Source organism: Microbulbifer sp. ABE4_465, from assembly GCF_056160765.1.
In genome coordinates, this window is the sequence record NZ_JBSWXV010000001.1 from 524,461 (window position 1) to 548,330 (window position 23,870).

General features: G+C 56.7%; 16 protein-coding genes and 3 tRNA genes. 5 read left to right on the forward strand and 14 right to left on the reverse strand.

Going from position 1 to position 23,870, the window contains the following annotated elements; genetic code table 11:
- The first annotated feature begins 79 nt into the window (after window positions 1-79).
- Complete coding sequence (locus ACXAG1_RS02085) at window positions 80-670, forward strand: HNH endonuclease family protein (RefSeq protein ID WP_475118790.1); 591 nt, start codon at window positions 80-82, stop codon at window positions 668-670.
- Here ACXAG1_RS02085 and ACXAG1_RS02090 read toward each other — a convergent pair.
- The 8 genes from ACXAG1_RS02090 to ACXAG1_RS02125 all read right to left on the reverse strand — a co-directional run bounded on the left by ACXAG1_RS02090 (window position 667) and on the right by ACXAG1_RS02125 (window position 7,689).
- Window positions 667-2,040, reverse strand: a complete 1,374-nt coding sequence (locus ACXAG1_RS02090) for a serine hydrolase domain-containing protein (RefSeq protein ID WP_475093083.1) — start codon at window positions 2,038-2,040, stop codon at window positions 667-669. The genes ACXAG1_RS02085 and ACXAG1_RS02090 overlap by 4 nt on opposite strands.
- A gap of 77 nt (window positions 2,041-2,117) precedes the next feature.
- A tRNA-Leu gene (locus ACXAG1_RS02095) sits at window positions 2,118-2,204 on the reverse strand.
- 71 nt (window positions 2,205-2,275) lie between these two features.
- A tRNA-Cys gene (locus tag ACXAG1_RS02100) sits at window positions 2,276-2,349 on the reverse strand.
- Window positions 2,350-2,810: 461 nt separating this feature from the next.
- The gene (locus tag ACXAG1_RS02105; RefSeq protein WP_475093082.1) at window positions 2,811-4,022 is read right to left on the reverse strand and encodes a hypothetical protein; all 1,212 of its coding nucleotides are present in this window, start codon (window positions 4,020-4,022) and stop codon (window positions 2,811-2,813) included.
- Between the two features lie 273 nt (window positions 4,023-4,295).
- Entirely contained in the window at window positions 4,296-5,270 is a 975-nt protein-coding gene (lhpI, locus tag ACXAG1_RS02110) for a bifunctional Delta(1)-pyrroline-2-carboxylate/Delta(1)-piperideine-2-carboxylate reductase (protein WP_475093081.1), read from the reverse strand.
- Between the two features lie 31 nt (window positions 5,271-5,301).
- On the reverse strand, window positions 5,302-6,414 hold the full coding sequence (locus ACXAG1_RS02115; protein ID WP_475118791.1) for a proline racemase family protein: 1,113 nt from the start codon (window positions 6,412-6,414) through the stop codon (window positions 5,302-5,304).
- Window positions 6,415-6,620: 206 nt separating this feature from the next.
- Window positions 6,621-6,697 (reverse strand) — tRNA-Pro (locus tag ACXAG1_RS02120).
- Between the two features lie 143 nt (window positions 6,698-6,840).
- Window positions 6,841-7,689 carry an acyl-CoA thioesterase gene (locus ACXAG1_RS02125; protein WP_475118792.1) on the reverse strand — a complete coding sequence of 283 codons (849 nt, stop codon included), beginning with the start codon at window positions 7,687-7,689 and terminating at the stop codon, window positions 6,841-6,843.
- A 102-nt stretch (window positions 7,690-7,791) separates the two neighbouring features.
- On the opposite strand from ACXAG1_RS02125, the gene ACXAG1_RS02130 reads away from it, so the two are divergent.
- Window positions 7,792-8,664, forward strand: a complete 873-nt coding sequence (locus ACXAG1_RS02130) for a GntR family transcriptional regulator (RefSeq protein ID WP_475093078.1) — start codon at window positions 7,792-7,794, stop codon at window positions 8,662-8,664.
- 49 nt (window positions 8,665-8,713) lie between these two features.
- Here the strand turns inward: ACXAG1_RS02130 and ACXAG1_RS02135 are convergent, their stop codons facing one another.
- The 3 genes from ACXAG1_RS02135 to ACXAG1_RS02145 form a co-directional block, all read right to left on the reverse strand.
- On the reverse strand, window positions 8,714-9,682 hold the full coding sequence (locus ACXAG1_RS02135; RefSeq protein ID WP_475118793.1) for a proline racemase family protein: 969 nt from the start codon (window positions 9,680-9,682) through the stop codon (window positions 8,714-8,716).
- Window positions 9,683-9,746: 64 nt separating this feature from the next.
- Window positions 9,747-11,324: an aldehyde dehydrogenase (NADP(+)) gene (locus tag ACXAG1_RS02140; RefSeq protein WP_475118794.1), complete on the reverse strand. Its 1,578-nt coding sequence runs from the start codon at window positions 11,322-11,324 to the stop codon at window positions 9,747-9,749.
- 22 nt (window positions 11,325-11,346) lie between these two features.
- Window positions 11,347-12,246: a dihydrodipicolinate synthase family protein gene (locus ACXAG1_RS02145; protein ID WP_475118795.1), complete on the reverse strand. Its 900-nt coding sequence runs from the start codon at window positions 12,244-12,246 to the stop codon at window positions 11,347-11,349.
- A 221-nt stretch (window positions 12,247-12,467) separates the two neighbouring features.
- On the opposite strand from ACXAG1_RS02145, the gene pepQ reads away from it, so the two are divergent.
- Entirely contained in the window at window positions 12,468-13,847 is a 1,380-nt protein-coding gene (pepQ, locus tag ACXAG1_RS02150; RefSeq protein WP_475093074.1) for a Xaa-Pro dipeptidase, read from the forward strand.
- Between the two features lie 16 nt (window positions 13,848-13,863).
- Window positions 13,864-15,123: an NAD(P)/FAD-dependent oxidoreductase gene (locus tag ACXAG1_RS02155; RefSeq protein ID WP_475118796.1), complete on the forward strand. Its 1,260-nt coding sequence runs from the start codon at window positions 13,864-13,866 to the stop codon at window positions 15,121-15,123.
- Here the strand turns inward: ACXAG1_RS02155 and ACXAG1_RS02160 are convergent.
- Both ACXAG1_RS02160 and ACXAG1_RS02165 read right to left on the reverse strand, forming a co-directional pair.
- On the reverse strand, window positions 15,107-16,201 hold the full coding sequence (locus ACXAG1_RS02160) for a M24 family metallopeptidase (RefSeq protein WP_475118797.1): 1,095 nt from the start codon (window positions 16,199-16,201) through the stop codon (window positions 15,107-15,109). The genes ACXAG1_RS02155 and ACXAG1_RS02160 overlap by 17 nt on opposite strands.
- A gap of 32 nt (window positions 16,202-16,233) precedes the next feature.
- Entirely contained in the window at window positions 16,234-17,613 is a 1,380-nt protein-coding gene (locus ACXAG1_RS02165) for an MFS transporter (protein ID WP_475118798.1), read from the reverse strand.
- 145 nt (window positions 17,614-17,758) lie between these two features.
- Here ACXAG1_RS02165 and ACXAG1_RS02170 point away from each other — a divergent pair, with 145 nt between their 5' ends.
- Entirely contained in the window at window positions 17,759-20,713 is a 2,955-nt protein-coding gene (locus tag ACXAG1_RS02170) for a TonB-dependent receptor (RefSeq protein WP_475118799.1), read from the forward strand.
- A gap of 188 nt (window positions 20,714-20,901) precedes the next feature.
- Here ACXAG1_RS02170 and ACXAG1_RS02175 read toward each other — a convergent pair whose 3' ends face one another.
- Window positions 20,902-23,742: a TonB-dependent receptor plug domain-containing protein gene (locus tag ACXAG1_RS02175; protein WP_475118800.1), complete on the reverse strand. Its 2,841-nt coding sequence runs from the start codon at window positions 23,740-23,742 to the stop codon at window positions 20,902-20,904.
- Between the last annotated feature and the right edge of the window lie 128 nt (window positions 23,743-23,870).

Here is a 23,870-nt window from a genome sequence, read left to right on the forward strand (position 1 = left end):
CTATCGCCGGTAATTTCCGCGCCACAACTCTTCGGGTACGATAGTTCCATTCGAGCTTTTATGCGCCAGTGGAGTTGTCGTGCCGCGTTCTCAAGCTTTTGCTTCTTCCCGTTCCTTTCTCGTTTATTGCCTGCTGTTCCCCGGTTTGCTGTGCGCTGCGATAACTGCCACGGCCGGCGAAAATACCTATCGCCGCAGCGAATGGCTGCCGCGCTGGTCGGATGCCGACCGGGATTGCCAGGATACGCGCCACGAATTGCTGATCCGCTATTCCCTGGCGCCGATCGCCTACCGTGATGCGCGTCAGTGCAAGGTGGCCAGCGGTTTGTGGATGGACCCATACACCGGAAATTTCTTTGAGTTGGCCTCAGATCTCGACGTGGAACATATCGTTCCACTCAAATGGGCACACGAGCGTGGCGGCGCCCTTTGGTCACGCGAAAAGAAGCGCGCCTTTGCAGAAGATCCGGACAACCTGTGGCTGGTAGATGATGGGCGCAACCAGAGTAAAGGGCATAAAGGCCCAGACCAGTGGATGCCTCCGTACGGTCCGGTAAGGCACTATTATCTGCGGCGGTTTATGGCGGTTTCGGAGAAGTATGGGCTTCGGGCCAGCCCCGAAGAGCCCCGACTGTTTCTGGCCATGTTGGAAAGCCCACACCGCGGTTAACCCGGCAGTGTTTGCAGTATTTCACCAAAACGGTCTTCGATGGGGTAGGGAGAGGCCGACCAGCCGAGCCTGACCACGATTGCGTTACGGGAGGGGGCTACCATCAGCTTTTGCTCCCGGTTCCCGAGCATGAAAAAGCTGTCTGCCGGCAGTTGCGGAAACAGCTGCGGCAATCGATTGGTGCGGTTGTTCAACCACAATTGATAGCCATATCGCGGGTCGTTGTCGCTTTGGTTGGCGCGCGTGGCGCGGGTGAGCCAGGCAGGGTCCAGGAATGGCGGGGCGCTATCTACCAGGCCGGGATTACCTAACAGTACACAGCCTATCTGCCCCCACTCCCGAGCGCTGGCGTACCCGTATGAGCTGCCGATAAATACCCCGTCACTATCGAGTTCGAGAATCGCGCTCGTCAGGCCGAGAGGCTCTGCAAACTCTTTTTTCCAGAAGGCCAGTGCCGCCTCTGTGCCTCCGAGGGTTTGATGCATCCAGCGCGCCAGCAGGTTGGTGCTGCCCGATGAGTAGGAAAAATGGTGCCCGGGGGAGTGCGCCAGCGGGCGTTGCAGGGCATAGCGGGAAGCAGGCAGGGGGCCAAACAGCATACGTGTGGCATCGCTGCCGGGGCGGTAGGTTTCGTCGAATTCGAGCCCGTCGCACATCTGCAACAGATGCTCGAGTGTTATCTCGCTGCGGCGGTCGTTATGCCACTCCGGAAAAAGATCTCCGGTGGCGGTATCCGCAAGCCCCAGGGTTTCCAGGCGCCCGATTAATATTGCCAGCAGGCTTTTGCTCATGGACCACCCGAGCAGCGGTGTGTGATGGGATATCCCTAAGCCGTAGGCTTCCGCCAGTACTTCGCCACCCTGAATTACCAGCAGAGCTCGGGTATCCAGTCCGGATTCGTGATCGTGTTGCAGTTGGGTTTGCAGGAGTTCCTGCAGGGCAGGGCTGTGCTCTTTGTATTGCAGCCGGGTTCTGGTTTCGGCTCTATTCCGGGTGATATTGGTGGGTTGCGCGTGCAAGTGCGCGGAACTCTGCTTGCCGATGAATACGCAACCTTGCAAGGGGCGAAATGCTGCTTTGACACTGACGAGATTACCAATTTTTGCGCAAGTGATTCCCTGGCTTTGGTGGATAGATACCAGCGAGAACAGTGGCGAATAATTGCGCAGGTCACTTTGAATGCGCTGAGATGTAAAGCCTGAAATATGGTGCGCAGAGCAGGCGAGCCTGGCGCTCATGCCAAGCAGGGTCTGTATTGCGTCAGCGGGCAGACGCAAAACGTTCGATATTTTTGCGTCCGGCTTTTTTAGTCTGGCGAGCAGAGCGATGGCCGCAACGATCGCGACTGCGCAGGAAAGGGTGAATATCATTTGCTTCCGAAAGGCGTGCCGCCACAGCAGGTTGGGAAGAGCAAGGGTGCCAGTGAAGCTTAGGAGAAAACGGAAGGTGGTGCCCAGAGCCGGACTTGAACCGGCACGTCCCAAAGGACGGGAGATTTTAAGTCTCCTGTGTCTACCAATTCCACCATCCGGGCAGATAGGGCGATCGACAGATGTGGAGGAAGTCTGCCGATTGGGTCAGTCTCAAAATCAGACTGGAGGAAAATGGAGGCTAGGGTCGGAATCGAACCGGCGTACACGGAGTTGCAGTCCGCTGCATGACCACTCTGCCACCTAGCCATAGGTGTCGCTTGAAGCGATGAAAACGCCGCGGATTTTAGCGGAATGACAGCAAAAATCCCAGCGTTTTCTGATACTTACGCGCGCCAGGGCGTGCAAGAGGCCGCTATTCTATGGTTTGCCCGAGATTAGTCAAGGCCAATTCACGATCTGGTTAATTCTGCTCAATTTGTGAGCCATGGAGTGTTTTGGCGCCGAGGGTGGAGGATGTAATAACTGGATGAAATGGATCGGCGCTTTCTATTGCCAATTGTTCTAAGTTATTTGGCAATCTCGCTGGCAATCCCCCGGACCTGACCAATACTGAGAGTAGCTGGCTAGCACACATCTCCCCCCACGTCGTGTTTAGTAGTGCCGGCCGGGTGTCTGCCCCCATACGGGCACCCAGTGTGTTGTAAGGATGAAATCCTCCAAGTTTCACTCCTAATGGTCTTGGCCCTGACGCTCTCCCCCCCCCGTCGTCAGGGCTTTTTTTTGCCTGTAAGAAATGTGCGGTCCAACTGCGGCACGGGTTCGCCGGCGGCCTGTTCCACCAGCTTGCGGAATTTTTCCAGCGTAATCTCTCCGCGCTCAGCGGCCAGTGCCGTAACCACTTCATCCAGGTTGCGTTTGCCATCGCTGGACTTTTGAATCTGCTGATCTATCTGGTGGAGCACCACCGTGGCCCGTGCGGTGATTGGTCCGGATGAGCGTTTGACCAGCAGATTCGGCGATTCCTCTCCCCATTCCGCCAGTTCTTCGAGGGCCTCCTGGTAGCGCCGTTCGCTGATGCCGCCGGTGCGGCGCAGTGTCTGCAGCGAGTAGTATTCGGCAATGCCTTCCACGATCCAGTCGCTCTCCTTGTCGCCGCGAATGCCGGTACCTACGTGTACCAGCTCGTGCAGCATGCTGCTCGTGCGGTTCCCGGAAATCAGCGGCCGGTCGGCGTGCATAAAGAGGGAGCGGGTCCCAGATAGGCCGCCGCGCCACATAGGGTCATCCGCCATGACAATCAACAGTTTCTTTGGGAACTCCGGGAACACCTTTTTGAGCTCGGGCAGCGTCCAGCCCAAAAACGCGAGTGTGTCCTGGCGGCGAAGGCCTATGCCGAGGGGGCCCGCGATTACGGTGTCGGTACCATCGATAATGTCCTGCCGGCTGCCGATCCGCCCCGAAATCATCCAGCCTTTCGGGCGAATAAAGCGGCGTCCGGGATCTTTCAGCTGGAAATTGCCATTGTCGTCTTTGGCGTAGGGCGCGAGCGTATTCCAGTTCTTGGGAGTGTTTACCTGAAGCGTCGCCCGTGACTGAAGAGACTTGGGCGCGCGCGCGGAGATCGGCGGGATCAGCTTGTCGCTGCGCAGGATCGTCCACTTGTCGGTCATCAAGGAGTCGTAACTACCGGACGATTTTTTTTTGTCAATTTTGAAGCGGTACTCGATTTCACTGTGATCTTTGCCCGGTTTCCAGATGGCTTTGTCACCTTCCAGAGTCACATTATCTCCGGCGATTTTCGAATGGCGCTCCGGATTGAGGTGCAGGGTCAGCTGACTGGGGAGTGCGTCGCCGGAAACCGCGATCCGGACATGTGCGAAATCCTCACCCGGCTTCAGCTCGACTTCATACCGAACATCGTAAATTGATTCGTCTGCCGAATGCGCAACAGGTATGAAAATGCTGAGAAATAGGGCCATTACGCCCCAAAATGCGTATCTAGGAGAAGAGCAGGTGTTCCAAAAATGATGCATGAATACGTTCTGGCTCTGTTTGTTGGTGATAGATGTGTTAGTTGCGTATCAACAGTATGTTGAATGCGCATTAACTCCGCATTAACTGATGGGACAACACATCCTGCGAACAGTGCCAGAGGGTAGCGTTCATTCTCCCGGGGCGCGACCCCGGGAACTGGTCATTGTGAAGGCCTTTTCAAGGGGGCGAAAGCGCGCTTCGGTGCGCTGCGGTGTGCTTCAGTGTGCTTCCATCTGCGCCGCAGCGCTGTTCTCGGCCGCGTTCAGTGTGGCGTAGACCAGGCTCGCCGCAACCAGGTCTTCAAGGGCGTGTCCCACTGATTTGAAGCAGGTTACCCCAGTGCGTGTTGCAGGTACGGGGCCCCGGGTGAGTGCCGGGAGGTCGCCCAATACCGAATTTGCACTGATGGCACCACTTTGAATGGGGAGGCTAAGGTCCCCGGTTTCGGTCAGTGCGTGTGGCATCACATCCACATACAGTGCGACCTGCCGGATCAGCGCGTCGTCGGCCTCCCGCATATCCGGCCGGTAGGCACCGACAAGATCGATATGCTGTGTGGGCCGCAACCAGTTTCCGCGGATCAGCGGTGTTTTACTCAGGGTTGCACAGCTCACGATATCGGCCCGCGCCATACCCTGCTCGATATCACCACACGCTGAAATCGTGCAGGGCATTTCGGAAAGACTCTCGACCAGCTGTTGCGCTTTCGCTTTCGATCGCCCCCAGACCAAAATGTTTTCAATTGGGCGCACGCTGCAGTGTGCCCGGATCAGTTCAGGTGCCAGGGTACCGGTGCCCACCATCAGAAGCGTGCGCGCCTCTGCCGGAGCCAGGTAGTCTGCGGCCAACGCGGATGCGGCCGCTGTGCGCATGGCAGTGATACTCGCTGCATCCATTATGCTTTTGGGTGTACCGGTACTCGCATCAAACAGGGCGTAGTGCCCCTGAATTGATGGCTCATTGCGATTGTCTGGCGCAACGATCACGGTTTTTACACCGAGAAATCCATCCGCCTGCCACGCGGGCATAAGCAGCAGGGTATTTTCGTTATCGTGGGTGTGTGAATAGCAGAAGTGGTGGTGGTGCCGTTGCGGTACTTCGATATCCTGCATGCGGAATGCGTCGCGCAATGCCTCGATCAGTCGGGGGTAGGTGATGGTTTCGCGGACGGTTTTGGCATCGATAAATTTCATGGTGAATCAAATACTATCAGTCAGATAAAAATTAATGGCCAAGCAGAAAGCCAAACTTGAATGGGTCATCCGGGTCCAGGTAAAAGCGGTGTTGCCCGGTGATATGTGCCGTGCCTGCAATCTCCGGAATCACTGCTGACAGCCCGGAATACGCCAGCGTTTCGGCAATCTTTCCGGAGAAACAGCTACCGGTAATACTTTCGGCAACCAGGGTTTGCTCTCTTGTTAACAGTCCCTGATCAAAATGCAGGGCCATCCTGCCGGACACACCGGAACCTGTCGGAGAGCGGTCCAGTTCACCGTCGGCAAACACGCAGACGTTACGGCTAAGAACTTTCTGGCCTGTCTCCGGTATCGTTTGACCCGACAAGGGTTTTTGCAAAGGCGCCATGTCCATAAAAATGGTGCCGTAGAGGAATCCCAGGTCCGGCTCGACGGGGTGCACAATGTCGGGACCGCTGGCCTGAACACAGTGCTTGATGGATCGCCCCGCCCGAATCAGTTGCTCGGCATTATGTTCGGCCAGGGAAAAAGGCAATTGCGCGGCATCCACGTACGCGTAAAACGCACCGCCGTAGGCAATGTCGTAACGAATTGGTCCCAGCTCAGGCACATCCACCGTCAGCGAGCGCGCTGCCACAAAGGATGGCACGCAGTGAAAGCGTGTGGAAATCACCTGTCCACGTACGTCGGTGCGTGCGAATGCGTGTATCCGGCCACAGGGTGCATCGATGGTTACCGGCACTTCAGAGTCCGGTGCAACCTGCGCTACCCAGCCCAACTCTACCGCGAGTTTTGCCAGTGCAATCACCGCATGGCCGCACATGGTGCTGAAGCCTTCGTTATGAATAAACAGGGCTCCAAAATCCGCACCGTTATCGTTTGGCGGAACCACGATGGCACCGTACATATCCCGATGCCCTCGGGGTTCCCACATTAGGGCCCGTCGTAAATGGTCATAGTGTTCTCGCGCGAGGCGGCGCTTGCCGAGGATGGAGTCTGCAGTGAGCTCCGGAAATCCATTGAGTATGACCCGCAGTGGTTCGCCAGCAGTGTGCATGTCAATGGCATCAATCTGCATCCCGTTTGCCGTCGCATAGGATGGCAGTTCCGAATTGAGCGTGGGTGGTGTGCTGGTAGTCATAATGCGTCCGCCGCAACGGTTTAATATTGTTTTTGACGACAATAACAATAAATGTTTTCGGGCGCAATGAATCCTTTTGAGGTGCGAGGGGAGTGGCGGGAAGGGCGAGAAAGTTCGGGAGAATTTGGCAAGGTGACCTGGCAATAGAATCACTGCATGCAGGTTGCTGTCGAGTAGGGAAAAATTAAGGGGGGAGAAAAAGAAAATGGTCGGTGAGAGAGGATTCGAACCTCCGACCCCTTCGTCCCGAACGAAGTGCGCTACCAGGCTGCGCTACTCACCGACTTGTACAGCGTTGATCCCATTGCGAAATCTGCTGTGGCTTCCTTGTGAAGCGGGCGGCATTATAACAGCCGTTCCGCTTCTGTAAACCACTGATTTCATTTAATTTTAACGCCTGCGCACCCGCAGGCGCCAGAGGCCGTTTTACTTTTTGATCTGGCGGATCAGCCCTTCCTGCGTCGTGGACGCAACCAGCTTGCCGTCGCGGGAAAAGATCTGGCCGCGGCAGAAGCCGCGCGCGCCGCTGGCGGATGGACTATCGGTCACGTAAAGCAGCCAGTCGTCTGCGCGGAAGGGGCGGTGGAACCACATGGCGTGGTCGAGGCTTGCCGGCATCAGATGCGGGTCGAACAGGCTGATCGGGTGTGGTTGCAGAGCGGTGCCGAGGAGCGCCATATCCGAAGCGTAACAGAGGGCGCTGCGGTGCTCGATGGGGCTGTCAGACAGCTCACCGTCCACTTTGAACCAGAACATGCAGCGGGGCTCACGCACGGCGTTGTCGAAATAGCTCATCGGGTCCACCGGGCGGAAATCCACCATGTAGCGGCGCTGGTTCTGTGCCGCCCCCTGCATCCCGGCTTCCTCTGCCAGCTGCTGGGTGTTCTTGAGCTCTTCTGGCTGAATCAGACCCTCGGTGGGCATATCCACCTGGTGGTCAAACCCCGGCTCTTCGATCTGGAAGGAGGTCGACATATTAAAGATGGCTTTGCCATTCTGGCGCGCCACTACCCGGCGGGTGGTAAAGCTGCCGCCGTCGCGAATCGGGTCTACATCGTAAATCACAGGCTTTTCGCTGCTGCCCGGACGCAGAAAGTAGGCGTGCAGCGAGTGGGGGAGGCGGTCTTCGACGGTGCGCGCAGCGGCCATCAGTGCCTGCCCGAGGACCTGGCCACCAAACAATACTTTGCGGTAGTTCTCGACATGCTCCCGGCTACGGAACAGATTGGTGTCCAGTTGCTCTACATCGAGGAGCTTGCTCAACTTTTCCAACATGGGCGATACTGCCTGTCTTGTGTAAAATTTTTACCTGAATTATGTGCCGCGCCAGGCCAAAAGCTGCCGCGCGGGCCGAAAATAATAGCAAGTGCTGGCTAAATGACCATTACTGAATTTATCAAATCCGATGTAAAAGCCGTTCTCCAGGCCGAGGGCCGTCTGCCCTATAAGCTGACTCTGGGTGCCATGTCTGAACACTACAAGGTAAGCCTCACGCCGGTAAGGCATGCGGTAGACGAGCTGGTGGACGAGGGCGTAATTCACCGCAAAGACAACGGCCGCCTGGAGGCGAAGCCTGAAGTCTTGAAGGGCGTGAAGCTCGAGCCGCCGCGTGAGGACGCCACCGAGAAAAAGCTCTATGACATCATTCGTCAGGATGTGATTACCCGGAGCCTGAAGCAGGACACGGAATACTTGCGGGAAAATGCCACCGCGGAGCAGTACGGTGCTGGCCGTACGGTGGTGCGGCAGATCTTTTCCCGTCTGGCAGGGGAGGGGTTGATCGAGCACGTCCCTCGCTGTGGCTGGCGAGTGCATCCTTTCAGTGAGCAGGATATGCACGACTATCTGGATATTCGCGAAATGCTCGAGCTGAAGGCACTGGATCTCGCGCGCGGCCACTTTACCGATCACGAGCTGGAGCAGTTACTTAAGGCCAACAGGCCGGCAAAAGGCAATGCGGAATCGGCACTGGATTTTGACCTGCACGATTACTGGATTGAGCGCTGCGGAAACCGCTATATCTCGGAGTTTTTTAAACGCTACAGTCCGTTTTACAACGCGCTGTTCAATTACGCGGTAATCGATGAAAAGGTGAAGCGCGAGATGGCGCGAGAGCACTGCGATATCGTTGAATGTCTGCTGGCGAAAGACTGGAAGGGCGCGCGCAAGGCGCTGAGCCATCACATTCGGGATCAGCGGGAGGCGGTGTCGCGGATGATTGAATACATCCACGAGCGAAAGTACAGCTGAACACCAGCCCATGACAAAAAAGGCTTGCCAAACGGCAAGCCTTTTTTGTTTAGAAACCGTGGGCGAGCGGGTCTTCCGGGTCAATGATGACGGTGGTCTCCGCACTGATATAGGCGCTGCCGGTAATGGTCGGAATAACCGGACTGGCCGAGCCCGCAGGCCCGGGCGCTGGTTGCACCGAGCCTTCAAAAAGGCTGCCGATAATACTCTCCTGCCGCCACGTCTGGCCCGCCTTTAGCGTTCCGTCTGCATACAGGCAGGCGAGTTTTGCACTGGTGCCGGTGCCGCAGGGGGATCGGTCGTAGGCTTTGCCCGGGCAAAGAACAAAGTTTTTACTGTCCGCCACCGCAGGATCGGAGGGCGGCGCGAAGAGTTCGATATGGTCGATCTCTTCACCGTTCTCCCCGCGAATACCCTGTTCGCGTAGCGCCTGCCGAACCCGCCAGCAAAAATCAGTGAGGTGATCGGTGTTGTCTGCGCTGACGTGTTGCCCGTGGTCGGAGATCAGGAAAAACCAGTTGCCGCCCCAGGCGATATCGCCACTGAAGCCTCCGATACCGTCTACGTACACCGGTACACTTTTCCGGTAACGGTAACTGGGTACATTCTCGACGCTCACCCGGTGGTTGTTATGCAGTACAAAGCGCACGTCGCCCACCGGTGTTTCCAGCGTGTGGGTACCCGGCGCGATAGCACCGGTTCTTGCGAGGGTGGCGGCGAGGCCGATAGTGCCGTGGCCGCACATACCGAGGTAGCCGACGTTATTGAAGAAAATCACTCCGGCGGCATTGCCCGGGTTCTGCGGGGTGCAGAGTAATGCGCCGACCATGACATCTGACCCCCGGGGTTCACGGATTAACGCGGTGCGCAGGTGGTCGAAGTGCTGCTGAAAATTCTGCAGTCGCTGCGCCATGCTGCCATTGCCGAGGTCCGGGCCGCCGCTAACGACGACGCGAGTAGGTTCGCCACCGGTATGGGAGTCGATGACTTTTATCGTGTGATCCTGGGTGGCGTACACAATTGCTCTCCAGTCATTTTTTATCGTTTTTGTTTCGTTAACGCGCTTCCTCTGGCCGGGTGGGTCAGGGCAGCGGTTCCCGGGTCCAGTTGCCATCCACCTGGCGCCAGGCGTTTACTGGATTCCCATCCTGCAGGAGTGGCGGCAGCCGGTTCGGTCGCACGTTGTCGTAGCAGTCGAGCCTGCTGAAACGGGCCATCGATGCCGGTATGCCCACCGCGGTAAACCCGGGGTGACCGGAGGCAGGGAAGGGCCCCCCGTGATTCATTGCCGGCGAAACGGCTACGCCGGTAGGCATCTTGTCGTTCAGTAAACGGCCGACCTTGTCGCGCAGAATCGGCGCCAGCTTGTCATAGGCTTCATCATCCACACCTGCCCGGGAAGAGTAAATACACCCGGTAAGATTCCCCTCCAGTGATCGCAGGATATCGGCGGACTGCTGTACCGACTCGCTCACCACAACAAGTGCTGCGTTACCAAAGGCCTCGGTCTGAAAGGCCTTGGGGTTTTGCAGAAAGCCCTCGCCGGATACACACAGGAGCGTGTTGGGTACGCTAAAACGTGCGCTGTCCATATCGTTTCTATTGGTGACCTGGGTGGCACCGGCGGCGCGCAGTTGCGCTATGGCCTGTTGCAATCCCTGCTGTGTTCCGGCGCTCAGTAGTGTTCCGGGCTCCGCGCCATCAAACAACTCGCCACTTCGGGCAATAAACAGCTCGCCGTCATCGTTGGCGGGGACGATGACCATCCCGGGGTTGGTGCAGAACTGCCCCGTGCCCATCAGGCAGCTGCCGGCAAATTCTTCGGCGAGATCTGCACCGCGCTCACGCAGGGCGCCGGGCAGCATAATAACCGGGTTGATGCTGGAGAGTTCCGCATAGAACGGGGTGCCTACGCGGTCCGCGACCTGTTTGAGGGCGAGGCCCGCGGGTTGTGAACCGGTAAATGCCCCGGCGCCCAACCGCGGGTCGCCCATAAGCTGGTAGCCGTCTTCCCGACGTATGGCGTACAGCATCTGCACCGCGGCTGCGGGCATCCCTGACTGGTTGAGGGCTTGCAACGCAAGACCGGCGAGCTTGTGGCAAGTCCCTGGGTGCGCGGTGTGGGCCTTGGCGATTACGGGGTTACCAGCGGCGATGGCTGCGGCGAAATCGCCCCCGGCGAGCCCATTGAAGGCCAGCGGAAAGTTGTTTGGTCCGAATATGACCACCGGCCCGATAGCACTGCGCATGCTGCGGATATCGTTGGAAGTATCGATGGTGGCCTGGGCCCATGAGCCGTCCCGGGCGGCGTGCGCCGCCGCGCGCAACTGGCCGGTGGTACGCGGCAATTCAACATCCCGTAAGCGCGGGCTCAGAGGCAGGCCGGTTTCCTCATGGGCCAGCGCGCAGATCTCCTCGGCCGCGGCTTCGATGGCGTCGGCGTACAGCTCGAGAAATTGCGCGCGCGTTTCCGCGGTTACCGAGTGCAGCGCCGAGGCGGCTTGCGCCGCGGCATCCAGTACGGCCTCGCAATCCCGCCAGTTCGATATCGGGTAGCTGCGATCAATGGCTTCTTTGCTAGACGGGTTGGTGGGCTGAAAGCGGCCGCATTCGGCCGCTTGTCGCCACTCGCCCGCGATCAGCACAGGGGCTGTGTACATGGCGAATTCTCCACTCATGGCGTTACTTGATCACCGGGCGGGTGGCAATGGCGGTGTGGATGGTGTGCAGCACGGACTCGCGTTCGGCACCGGTCAGTGTCAGGCGGGGGTTGCGGCATTGCTCGCTGCCGAAGCCGCACTCCTGTACCGCAAGCTTGATGTACTGGACCAGTTTTGGTTTGGTGTCCAGGTGCAGCAGCGGGGTGTACCAGCGGTATACCTTGCGCGCCTCTTCATAGTTTCCACTGGTGGCCAGATCCCACATCAGACGGTTTTCCTGCGGGAATGCGTTCACCAGGCCGGAGATCCAGCCGTGGGCACCCAGGGCAATGCTTTCCAGAGCGAGATCGTCGACACCGCAAAAGAGGACAAAATCGTCGCTCACCAGGTTGGCGATATCCGTCAGGCGGCGGGGGTCATCGGACGCTTCCTTGACTGCGACAATATTGCTTACCTGGGAGAGTTCGGCCACGGCTTCAGCGGAGACATCCACGCCGTAGCATGCCGGGTTGTTGTAGACCATCACCGGCAGGTTGGTAGCCGCAGCGACGCCACGGATATGGGTGACGATTTCATCTGCATCGGCCTTGTAGGACATGGGCGGCAGTACCATCAGACCATCGACGCCGGCGTCTTTTGCGGCGCGGGCGAACTCGCAGGCCTGGGAGGTGGTGTACTCCGAAACACCGGTCAGTACCGGCACCCGGCCCCCCACATGCTGCACCGTGGCCGCGAGCACTTCAATTTTCTCTTGCTGGCTCAGTGAGCAGTTTTCCCCCACGGTACCGAGCATTACGAGGCCATTGATTCCCGCGTCCAGCATGACATCGAGATGCTTGAGTGTGGCTGGAATATTCAGGGACTCATCGGCGTTGAACTGGGTGGTTGCTGCGGGGAATACGCCGCTCCATTCGATTTGCATGTGACTTCCTCATCATGGTTTGAAAGTGCAAACGGGTGGCCAACAATGTCTGTTGAAAAAGCCCTTTGCGTTTAGTTGTTATTGTGTACAATAAATAAAGTTTTCGAAGGCTGTCAACCCAAATCTGTTTTTCATCAGCGCAAAGCGTGGAAATGCTGGTTATTGGCAGTACACAAAACAGAGCGCACTGAAACTATTAAGAGCACAAAGGGAGAGGGTGGATGTCACTGACCAACCTGTATCAACTGCATATCGAAGAAATTATTCGGCGCCACACCCGCGCCATGTCGTTTCACGGGTTCGACCGCGTTGTCATTTACTCCGGCTCGTCCAAGCTGCCGTTTCTGGACGACAATCACTACACATTTAAGGTAAACCCGCATTTCAAACACTGGGTGCCGCTTCTGGAGCATCCTCAATGCGCGGTGGACTTTCGTCTGGGCGAAAAGCCCCGCCTTATCTACTTCCAGCCGGAAGACTACTGGCACAAACCACCCGCGGATCCGGAAGGCTATTGGACGGAAGCGTTTGACATTGTCCTGGCAACGTCCTTCGACGACGTGATCAATGCGCTTGCGGGCAATACCGAGCGCTGCGCGCTTATCGGTGAAGATGCTTCCTGCCTGCCGGACTTGCCGAAATCCCGGGTCAACCCATCGGCGTTGATCAATGAACTGCACTACCACCGGGCATACAAGACCGCATATGAGGCGGAGTGCCTGCGGCGTGCCAACCGCCGCAGTGCACAGGGGCACCAGGCGGCGAAAGACGTATTCCTTACCGGCGGTACCGAGCTGGAGATTCACCATGCATACCTGGCGGGCGCAGGTGTGCTGGAAGCGGAATTACCCTATGGCAACATCGTGGCGGTCAATTCTCACAGCTCTGTGCTGCATTACCACGGCGCGGACCGGGAAAAAAAGCAGCTTACGGATATCCACTCTCTGGTGATTGACGCGGGGGCTGACTATCTGGGCTATGCCAGCGACATTACCCGTAGCTATGCCTTCCGCAGTGGTGACTACGCCAACCTCTTGCAGGCGCTGGATGCTGCCCAGCAAACGCTCGTCTCGGAAGTGGAAGTAGGACAGTGCTTTGCTGATCTGCACTGGCGAGCGCATTACATGATTGCCAGTATCCTGAGGGATTTCGATTTCGTAATGATGTCGCCCAAAGATATGGTGAGTGAGGGTATTACCAGCGCATTTTTTCCCTGCGGCCTGGGTCACTTTATCGGCTTGCAGGTACACGATGTAGGCGGCTACCTGATGGCGCCACGGGAGCGTCCTCGCTTGCGTGACCCGCGTGCTCCGTACCTGCGGAACGCGCGCAATATTGAGGCTGGGCAGGCGTTGACCATTGAGCCGGGTATCTATTTTATGGAGATGTTGCTCGCGGAGTTGTCGAACAGTAAGCACAGTTTCAGGGTCAACTGGGATAAGATTGAGCGCTTCAAAAAATATGGCGGCGTACGGGTTGAGGATTGTGTACTGGTGCACAGCGACCGCATCGAAAACCAGTCAAGAGATGCGTTTGCCGCATTGACCCGTGAGGCCGGTGTTGAGGCGCTGAAAGTGGGAAACGCGGAAGCCGTAGGGTAAGGGGCGGGATTTAGCAGTGAAATCTTCATTGAGCGTACAACCCCGTACGGTGGTTATCGGTGCGGGTATTGTGGGTGTTGCTGTTGCCGAGCAATTACAGCAGCGCGGTCACCAGGTCACTCTGATAGACCGGGATACGCCGGGGCGGGGTTGTTCGTACGGCAACGCCGGACACTTTGCTACGGATGTGGTTTTGCCCCTGGCTAATATGAAAACCATTTTGTCGGTTCCGAAGCTATTGATGGACCCGCTGGGCCCCTTGTCGATTCGCTGGCGATACCTGCCGAAAATATTACCCTGGCTCGTGCGGTTTGGAATGGCGGCGCTGCCGGCGAATGTGGAGAATTCCTGCCGGCACTTGCGTGCGTTAAACGGCCGCTCTATAGAAAGCTATGACCGGCTGTTGGCGCGCACGGGTCTGACCGCACTAATGACCAAGCGCGGCGCACTGACGGTGTACGAAAAACCGAATTCCGTGCAAAAAAATCAATCGACCGTTGAGCTATTGCGCAGCTTTGGTGTTGAGATTGAAACACTTTCTGCCCGTGAGATCCGTTTGATGGAACCTGCACTGGGTGACGGCGTCGCGGGAGGCCTGTTTTTTCCGCGCACCGCACATACGGTGAATCCCTACCGCCTGGTAACGGCGCTTGCGGAGAAATTTCAACAGTCGGGTGGCAAGTTGTTATGCGAGGATGTGGTCGCGCTCGAGCGCACCGGGCGCTCTGTAAACGTTCGGCTTTCCAGTGGGGCTGTGCTGGAGTCTCGGCAAGTGGTTATTGCGACCGGTGCCTGGTCAAAAACGCTGGCAGCACAGCTGGGCTATCGCGTACCGCTGGATACCGAACGGGGTTATCACCTGATGCTGCCGGAGTCTGGATGTGAACTGAATCGGCCTCTGGTGTCTTTCGAACGTTCATTTGTAATGACACCCATGGAGGAGGGGTTGCGACTGGCCGGCACCGTAGAGTTGGGCGGGCTGAACGCCGCCCCCAATTTTGCGCGCGCGGATATCCTGTACCAGCATGCTCGGGCGCTGTTACCGGGAATCCGGGATACGGGTGCGCAACGTTGGATGGGCTTCAGGCCGTCACTACCGGATTCACTCCCGGTACTGGGAACCGCGCCTGAAGACCGGCGGATTGCCTTCGCCTTTGGCCACCAGCACCTGGGATTGACCCAGGCGGCGATTAGTGCGGAACTGCTCGCCGATCAGATGGAGGGAAAGGCGCCTGAAGTGGACCTTTCCCCGTTCTCCATTACGCGATTTCAATAAGCTCCCGCGGGAAGTTGGTAATACTCTTAACCCCTTCGTCGCGCACGAATATATCGTCCTCAATACGCACACCGCCCCAGCCCGGAATGTAAATGCCGGGCTCCACGGTCATCACAAACCCCTCCTCGATAAGGGTATCGTCGCTTTCGGTAAAGTAGGGTTTTTCGTGGGTTTCGAGTCCAATGGCGTGACCCAGGCCGTCACCGGCAAAACGGCCGTAGGGACTGTTGCGTAGAAAATCTGCCACGATTCTAGCCGGCTCCGAGCAGGGAATTCCCGTGGCAACACTGGCCACCCCCAATTTTTGCGCTTCCTTGACCAGGGCGTAAACTTCGCGCTGTTGTTCGCTCGCCTTGCCCAATACGAAGGTGCGCGTCATATCCGATCGGTAACCCTGAACTACCGCGCCAAAATCAATGGTGATCATGTCGCCTCTTTGCAGGAGTCGATCGGATGGCATGCCATGGGGGCGGGAACTACGTGGGCCAGAAGCAAAAATAGTCGGAAATGCCGTGCCCTCTGACCCGCGCTTGAGTAGCGCGTGTTCCAGCGCAACCGCCGCCTCACGCTCGGTCAAGCCAGGGCGGAGTTTACCGAATAGTTGCTCCAGTGATTTATCGGCTACTTCACCGGCTTTGGCCATATGCGCCAATTCCGTGTGGTCTTTCTTACGGCGCAGTAGTTCCACCACGCCGCTAAGTGGCTTGAAATATTCTGGTACGAAGGCAAGATCCACTGCGATGGCCTGCCACTGACTGTAACTGATATGGTCGCGTTCGAAACCCAGTCGCTGGACGCTATTGCCCACGGCGAGCCGGCGAAGGGTTTGCCCAAGGTTTTCTCGGGCGCGATCCCGCACAAGCACTTCGACACCATTGCAGCATTGTTCCTGCGCCTGTTCGCCAAAGCGGTAATCCGTAATTAGATAGGATTGTTCAGCGGATACAAGCAGGCTTGCGACCCCCGGCTCATCGCTGGCGAAACCGGAGAGGTAGCGAATGTTGGGCATACTGGTAATAAACATTCCATCGATGCCGAGCCCGAAGAATTGCTTTTGAAGATTATGTAAGCGGGTCATGGAGTACCTGATTAATCGGTTTTAGTGATGAGTCAGCGGCGGTTGCCGAGAATGTATACGTGGTACCAGAGCAGGGCGGTTGCGCAGCACACGGACAGCATTGCAAATCCCCCCCACATCCAGTCCGGCCTGCCCAGGGTTTTGGCAAAGTAACCGTAGCCCCAGCCTGACAGTAGGCCTGCCACCAGGAATCCAATGGCCATGGAGAGAAAGTAATACCCCATAAAGAGCGCGGCCTGGCTGGAAGGCATGGACTCCGCGACATATTCCTGGCTTTTGGGAGACGTCAGCATTTCACCCATAGAGAAGGCAACGACCGCGAGTACGACACCGATACCGCCGAGGACCGGGCCAAAGCCCATCCACAAAAAACTCGCTGCCATCATGCAGGTGCCAGATATCAGAACGTGTAGCGAGGCGAACCGTTTACTGATCTGACTGATCGCAATTTGTAACAGCAGAATACTGCCGAAATTGAACGCGGTAATGAATTCGGGGCTAATTTGTCTTCCGCTTCTGTCGCTGATGGTGTCGGCAATCGCAGGACTGAATGACTCGACTCTGGCTAACAGGGGCGCGGTATCAACGAAATCGCGAATATACAGAGGTAGCGTCAGAAACAGCTGGTTATAGCAGGCCCAGAATCCCGACATGATCAACAGGTAAAGGACGAAATGGCGGTTCCTCAACACCTGGGCAATTTCTCGCAACACGCTCTGGTGCTGCTGACGGGCCTTCGGCGCCCCGCCTTCCAATGGCTCACGTTGAACGGGCTCCTGGTAAAACAGTAGCAACAGAAAGTTGACCGCAATCCAGCAGGCGGCAACAGTAAATACCCAGTCCCAACTGATGCCTTTCACGATGCCGGCCACCACCGGCCCGATAAATCCACCGACGTTGATCATGGTGTAGAAAATACCAAAACCCAGGGCGCGGTTCTGCTTATTGGTCGTGCGGCTCACCGTTGCCACAACGAGAGGCTTGAACACGGCCGCGCCTACCGCAACCAATAGCAGAATGACAAAGAAGGGCCAGAATCCTGATACCTGACCAAGCAGGTAGTAGCCCGGGGTCATGATCGCGAAGGCTAAAAAGAACATACGCTTGTAGCCGTAACGATCCCCGAGCGCGCCGGTGAATACCGGCAACAGGTAGAGCAGAAACGGGATAACCCCCTGAATGGTGCCGCGTTCAGCCTCTGAAAACCCCAGCCCGCCCTCGCTGACACCGTTGGTCATATACAGCGACGAAAGGGTGAAAAACCCATACCAGGCCAGCCGCTCGAATATTTCCATCACATTTGCAACGTAGAAAGCCGTAGGGAAGTACCCCTGCGCTGTATTTCCGATCGTTGCTTGCTGCTTCGATGTATCGCCGGTGGTTCCGCGAGTCGATGTAGAAATCTGCGTCATGCCTTCCCTCTAGTTGTTATCGGGTTCGTATTCGAGTGGTGCGCATTAGTTGTTATTGTACACACAATATGATTAAGTTGATATTGCGTGCAAAGATATTTGACGCGAGATAATAACGACATCAGGAAAGAGGGTTTAAGAAACCATGGAGATAAAAAAGAAGCTGCTCGCGCTTGCGGTCAGTGCAACTCTGGCGAGCACCAGCGTACTGGCGGCAGACACTTCCGGTGGCACCTTGAAAGGGCAGGTCATCAGTGCCAGTGGCAAAGTGCTGGCCGGTGCCGAGATAACCGTCATCCATATTGGCAAGGGCTTTACCCGCACCGTAACCAGTAATGAAAAAGGGGAATACAATCTGCGCAACCTCCCGGTGGGTGAATACACCGTGAGCTTCGAGAAAGACGGCTATAGCCCGTCCACTGCGCCCGAGGTGCTGGTGCGTGTGGGGCAGGCGGTGGTGTACGACGGGACCCTGGCGGTACCGGGCGAGGTGCTGGAAATCGTGGAAGTTACCGGCACCATGCGACGTCCGGTGGATACCGGTTCATCCACCGCCGGTGTGGTGATTACTCAGGAAAAGCTGGAACTTCTGCCGGTGAATACCGGCTTTGAAGCCATGGCCCAGCTGGCGCCTGGGGTTGTTGTGGCCGGCGGCAGTAACTTCAATGGTGCGTCCAGTTTCGGCGGGGCGTCTTCTGCAGAAAATGGTTATTACCTGAATGGCCTGAATGTCTCGAATATTAAAACCGGCCTTGGCTCAATCGCACTCCCATGGGAAGCAATCAGTCAGACGCAGGTAAAGACCGGCGCTATCGACCCGGAGTTTGGCGGCGCGCTCGGTGGCATTATCAATGCGGTTTCCAAGTCCGGTAACAATGAGTTCAACTTCGGCTCGCAGTTGCGGATGGATCCGGATTCCCTGCGCAGTCAGCATGGCTCAGTCACCAATAACGCCGGTGAATACACCATCAATACCCGCCAGAGCGGCATGGACTTTCAGGAAGCTCAGGTCTGGGCGAGCGGGCCGATTGTGCAGGACAAGGCGTTCTTCTACGCGCTCTACAGCCCGAGAAAGACCGACGATACCTGGGCAAGTGGTAGCAGCTACTACGACCGTACCCGGGAAGAAGATCGCTGGCTGGTAAAGCTGGACTGGTTTATCAATGACAACCACGCGATTGATTTCACCGCGATCAACAATGAAGAGAATGGTGAATACCACAGCTTTGCCTACGATCCGGAGCAGAACCAGATCGGCAGCGGGCTAGGGCGCACAGAGAGCCGTGAGGGCGGGAAGGTGTTCGGTGCGCATTACAACGGCCGTCTGACTGACGATCTGATTCTGGATATTACCGCCGGGCGCACGCAGGAAACGGTATACAACTCCGCACTGAACAGTCTCCCTTCAGTTTACGATTGCCGCACAACCTGTGTGAGCTTCAGTAATCACAGTGACTCGACCATATTTGATGAAGACTATGTGCGCGATCAGGTGCGTTTTGACCTGAGCTACGATTTGCTGGATCACGCAATCAAGGTCGGTGTGGACTACAGCACCGTCGATGTGTTTTACCAGGAAAACCAGAATGGCGAGGGTGACGCCCGCGGTTGGTGGGAACAGCGCCTGGCAACGGTAAACGACCCATCCCTGCAGCCGGAAGGCACGAATCTGGTGGAGCGACGTATCCGAGTGCGAGGAACGGATTCTACCGTGAGCGCGACCGCGTTTTACCTGCAGGATTCCTGGTCGGTGACTGATGAATTTACCCTGAATCTGGGTGCGCGTTACGAGCAGTTCGAAAACACCGTCACCGGTGGTGCAGCCTTCGTAGAGAATGACGGCATCTCTCCCCGTATTCAGGCAATCTGGGATTTCAACGGTGATGGCAACAGCAAGGCGTTTGCCACCTTTGGCCGCTACTATCAGCCAGTATCGGCGAATATGAATATTACCCAGGGGTCATACTCCCGCGAGACGTTTGATTACTACGCGCCCGGTGCCATGGACAGTAATGACCGGGTGCTGCTGAATGAAGACGGTTCCCCCAGTCGCGGTGCACTACTGCACAGCTGGGTACGTCAACAGGGTATTGTCGAGCCGGAACTGATTGCCAGCGGAAATCTGGAGGGTATGTATTCCGACGAATTCACCCTCGGAGTGGAAACTCTGGTGCTGGATGGCATGGTGCTTGGTGTGCGCGGTGTATACCGGGATCTTAAGCGCTCTGTGGAAGACACTGATATCGGTCCTGTATTGAGTAACTATCTGGAAGCCAACGGCATTGAAGACAATGTTGGCCAGAGCAGCTATTACGTCCTGCTGAATCCCGGTGAAGACGTCAATATCCGCTATGACTTCGACGGCGATGGACAGACGGATAGCGTAATCCTGTCGGCGGAAGAGCTGGCGCTGCCCAAGGCTTCCCGCCGCTACCTCGCTCTGGAAACCTCTCTGCGTGGCCAGTTCACCGATCGACTGTTCCTGGACGCGTCCTATACCTGGTCCCACAGTTACGGTAATACCGAGGGCCTTGTTCGTACCGATAACAATCAGGCGGATCCGGGCTGGACGACTTCCTATGACTACGCAGACCTGATGGACCACGGCTATGGCGATCTGCCAAATGATCACCGCCACGCGCTGAAACTGAATGGTTTCTACGATATCACCGACGATCTCACCTTCGGTTTTGTGACCTCGGTGGTTTCCGGTCGCCCGCAGAACTACTTCAGTATCCACCCGGTAGGCGTCGACAGCTGTGCTGAGGGTAGCCCGTGGAGTGACTGTATCAGTCAGTACTATGGCGAGGTGTCTTTCTATGATGAGAATGGCAATCCGGCGCCGCGCGGTACCGCCGGCAATTTGCCCTGGAGCAAACAGCTGGATCTTTCCCTGGCGTATCGCATGCCGTTACTGGATGGCGACCTGCTGTTAAAAGGCACCATTTACAATGCACTGAATGATGACGCCGCACTGGATGTCAATGAAATTCGCTCGGTGCAGGGAACCAGCGGCCTGGTAACGAACCCAGACTACGGTTTAACAGAAATGCGCAGTCGTGCCCGCTACTTCAGTCTGGTAGCGCGTTACGACTTCTAATCCTTGTATTACTACCCGTAACACAAGTACAGGAATCCCGGCCACAAGCCGGGATTTTTTTGCCCATAAAAAAGCGCCGCTAGGCGGCGCAAAACAGAGAGGTCCAACATTCTCCGACAAGTCCCCGATCAGGGGTAAAGTCCTGTGAGTACAGGGTGCATATGACGATACTTAAGCAGTGTTCGGACTTAGAAGTTGAGGTTAATCCCCGCGTACAGATAGCGTCCCAGCAGGGAATAATTGGCCGAGCCGTAAGAGGTGTAAGGGTGGTTCGTCCAGGTTTCGTTGGTGAGATTGTTCAATCCGAGATACAGCTGGGTGGATTCTGTCACCTGGTATCCGGACCACAGATTGAAATACAGGGAGTCTTCTATGCTGCTGTTTTGATAGCGCTCGCTGCGGCCATCCAGATCTATCGGGCCGCCCTGGGTAAACTTGGTTGTGAGTCGCAGGGTGAGGTCGTTGGCATAGTAGGTCGTGGTGATGTCTGCTTTCCACTCCGGGACACCAAATTCGCCGACGTAATCCGTTGTCTCCAGTTCACCCGTCAGATTGTTGGTTTCGGTGTATGAGCTTTCCAGTTGACGGTTGGCCACCAGGTTCAGCCTGAGATCACCGGGCAGACCCAGAGCGTCATCAAGGCTGAACTGGTAGTCCGCTTCAATATCGATACCGGTACGGCGCGCGCCGTCGGCATTGATGTAGGTATCCCGCACCGAATCCACATCACCGTTCGCCAGACGGGTTACCTGGCTGCAGAAGTCGTTGTTGATCGATTCTGAATCGACGCACAGTGCGAGGGTATTGCTCGCGCCAAAACGCACGATCATGTCGGTAAGATCAATATCGTAGTAATCGATGGAGACATTGAGGCCCTCGGCAAAAGAGGGGGTAAACACGAAGCCCGCGGTAAAGGTGGTGGCGTCTTCTTCGCGCAGATCGTCGTTGCCTTCAGAAATTACCCGTCCGCGCTGACCTTTCAGGTTGGAGTCCCAGCCTTCTGAAATACCCAGTGCCGAACAGTTCTGCTGGCGGCGCCCGTCTGCCGGGCCGCCATCTATCTCGTCGGAATCACAGGGGTCGGTCAGGTCCGAGTAGCCAATGCTGGTGCCCAGATACATTTCGCCGAGCTGAGGTGCGCGCACCGCCAGGGAGTAAACACTGCGGAAACGCACACTGTCATTCAGTGCCCAGTTGAGTCCTGCCTTCCAGCTGGTGAAATTGGCAGCTTCGGTGGAGTACTCGGCCGCGCGCACTGCGGTTTCGAATTCCAGTGATTCAACCAAAGGTTTTTCCGCGAGCAGCGGTACCAGCAATTCACTGTAAACCTCGTGCACGGTGCGGCTCTTGTCATCGATAGGGGTTTGCTGCGAGCTGAGCAATCCGGACTGCCACAGCTCAGACGGCTGGTAATCCAGGTTTTCGTAGCGCGACTCGAATCCGCTACCAAACTTCACCATGCCTGCGGGCAGTTCGAAAAGATCACCGGTAAGGTTTGCAGCAAAACCGTGTTGGGTGACACTGGTGTGGGTGTCGTGGTCGACCATGATGTATTCGTTAACGGCCTCAGACGCCTGGGTGAATGGGGAAAATTCCGGGCAATTGCCGGCTTCCACACACGGGCCGATGAGGGTAAACGTACTGGTATCAATGCGGTCATAGCGAAGGTTGTTTCCGCGGGTGAGCACCGTATCGGTATAGCCGCTGTTCAGATAGGTATCCCAGTTCCAGCCGTTGTTGAACTGGCCTTCGAGAGTGGCGCTCAGTGCCAGGTACTCGCGGTCGTTTTTGTGCCAGCGCGGGCCGGCACTGGCAAAGGTGTAGGGGATTTGCAGCCAATTATCCCCGTACTCCGCGAGGACCTGTTGCACCGCGTCGGGCACGGAAATACCGCTGGCCTCGAGACCTTCCTGTGTTACCCAGGTGCCCCAGATAAAGTCGGGGTCGATCTCGTCGTACGATTTGGTGTTTGAGTACATCAGATCGGCAGACAGGCGCGTAGTGTCGGAAATTTCATAAGAGACCCGGCTGTAGCCGTTCAGACGTTCAAACGGACTGCGAGCAAAGTTGTAGGCATTGGGGTCAAAACCGCTGCCGTCGGTGGCCATCCAGCCCTGGGATAGGGCAGTGGCTGGTGTCCTCAGGCGAACATTGTCTCCCTCGATACCGTACCAGTCGAGATCTCCCTGTTCCCCGTTCCACATGCCAAACACGTTACCGGCGATATTGAAGTCCGGATAAGTGATGTTGTTGTGGATGATGAAGTCCGGGATGCCGTCTTCGGGGCCGGTATTTTCCGGATTCGGAATGTAGCGGGTGCGGCCGGCGGCACTGTCGCGCTCGTTAAACAGGAGTGGTTTCTGTTCGAAATAGTCCAGGGAGACGGCGACGTTGCCGCGGTCGCTGGCAAAGTTTTCACCGAAGGTGAACGTAAAACCTCCGGTCTCGCCTCCACCTTCTTCGGATGTACCCAGCTGTGAGCGGATGGACATCCCTTCGTAGTCGTCTTTCAGAATAAAGTTGACCACACCGGCCACCGCGTCAGCGCCGTAAACCGCCGAGGCGCCGCCGGTCAGTACTTCCACCCGCTCAACCAGTTCGCTGGGGATCATGCCGATCTCCGTCACCATGGTGTTGCCATCGGTGGTGATTTGCACAGGACGGTGGCCGTTGACCAGGGAAAGGGTCCGCACCACACCCATGTCCCGCATATCCAGGGCGTTCAATCCGGAGTTGCCGAACGAGTAGCTGCCGGAAGTGGAGTCAAAACCCTCTCCAAACTGCGGCATGGTGGACAGAACCTCATTGAGGTTCAGTTCACCGGTCATTTTGATGGATTCCTTGTCGATCACCGAGGTGGGGGAAGGGGTGTCGAAGGTGCTGCGCTGGATTCGCGAGCCGGTAACCACGACTTCCTCAACCAGGTTTGCGTCACCCACCCCGTTGTCATCGGATTGTGCGTGGATAAACCCACTGTGGCCGGCAGCGGTTGCAATGGCAATCGCCAGAATCTTTTTGGATGTCTGCATCGTAAATACCCGTTTATTGTTATATCGGAGTGCCCTGCTTGCGCATAAATTACTTTGTGCGCAAGAGCAAAATAAGGCTAAACAATAATTACATTGTGTGCAATGGTTGTTTTGTTCCGTGCATGCAA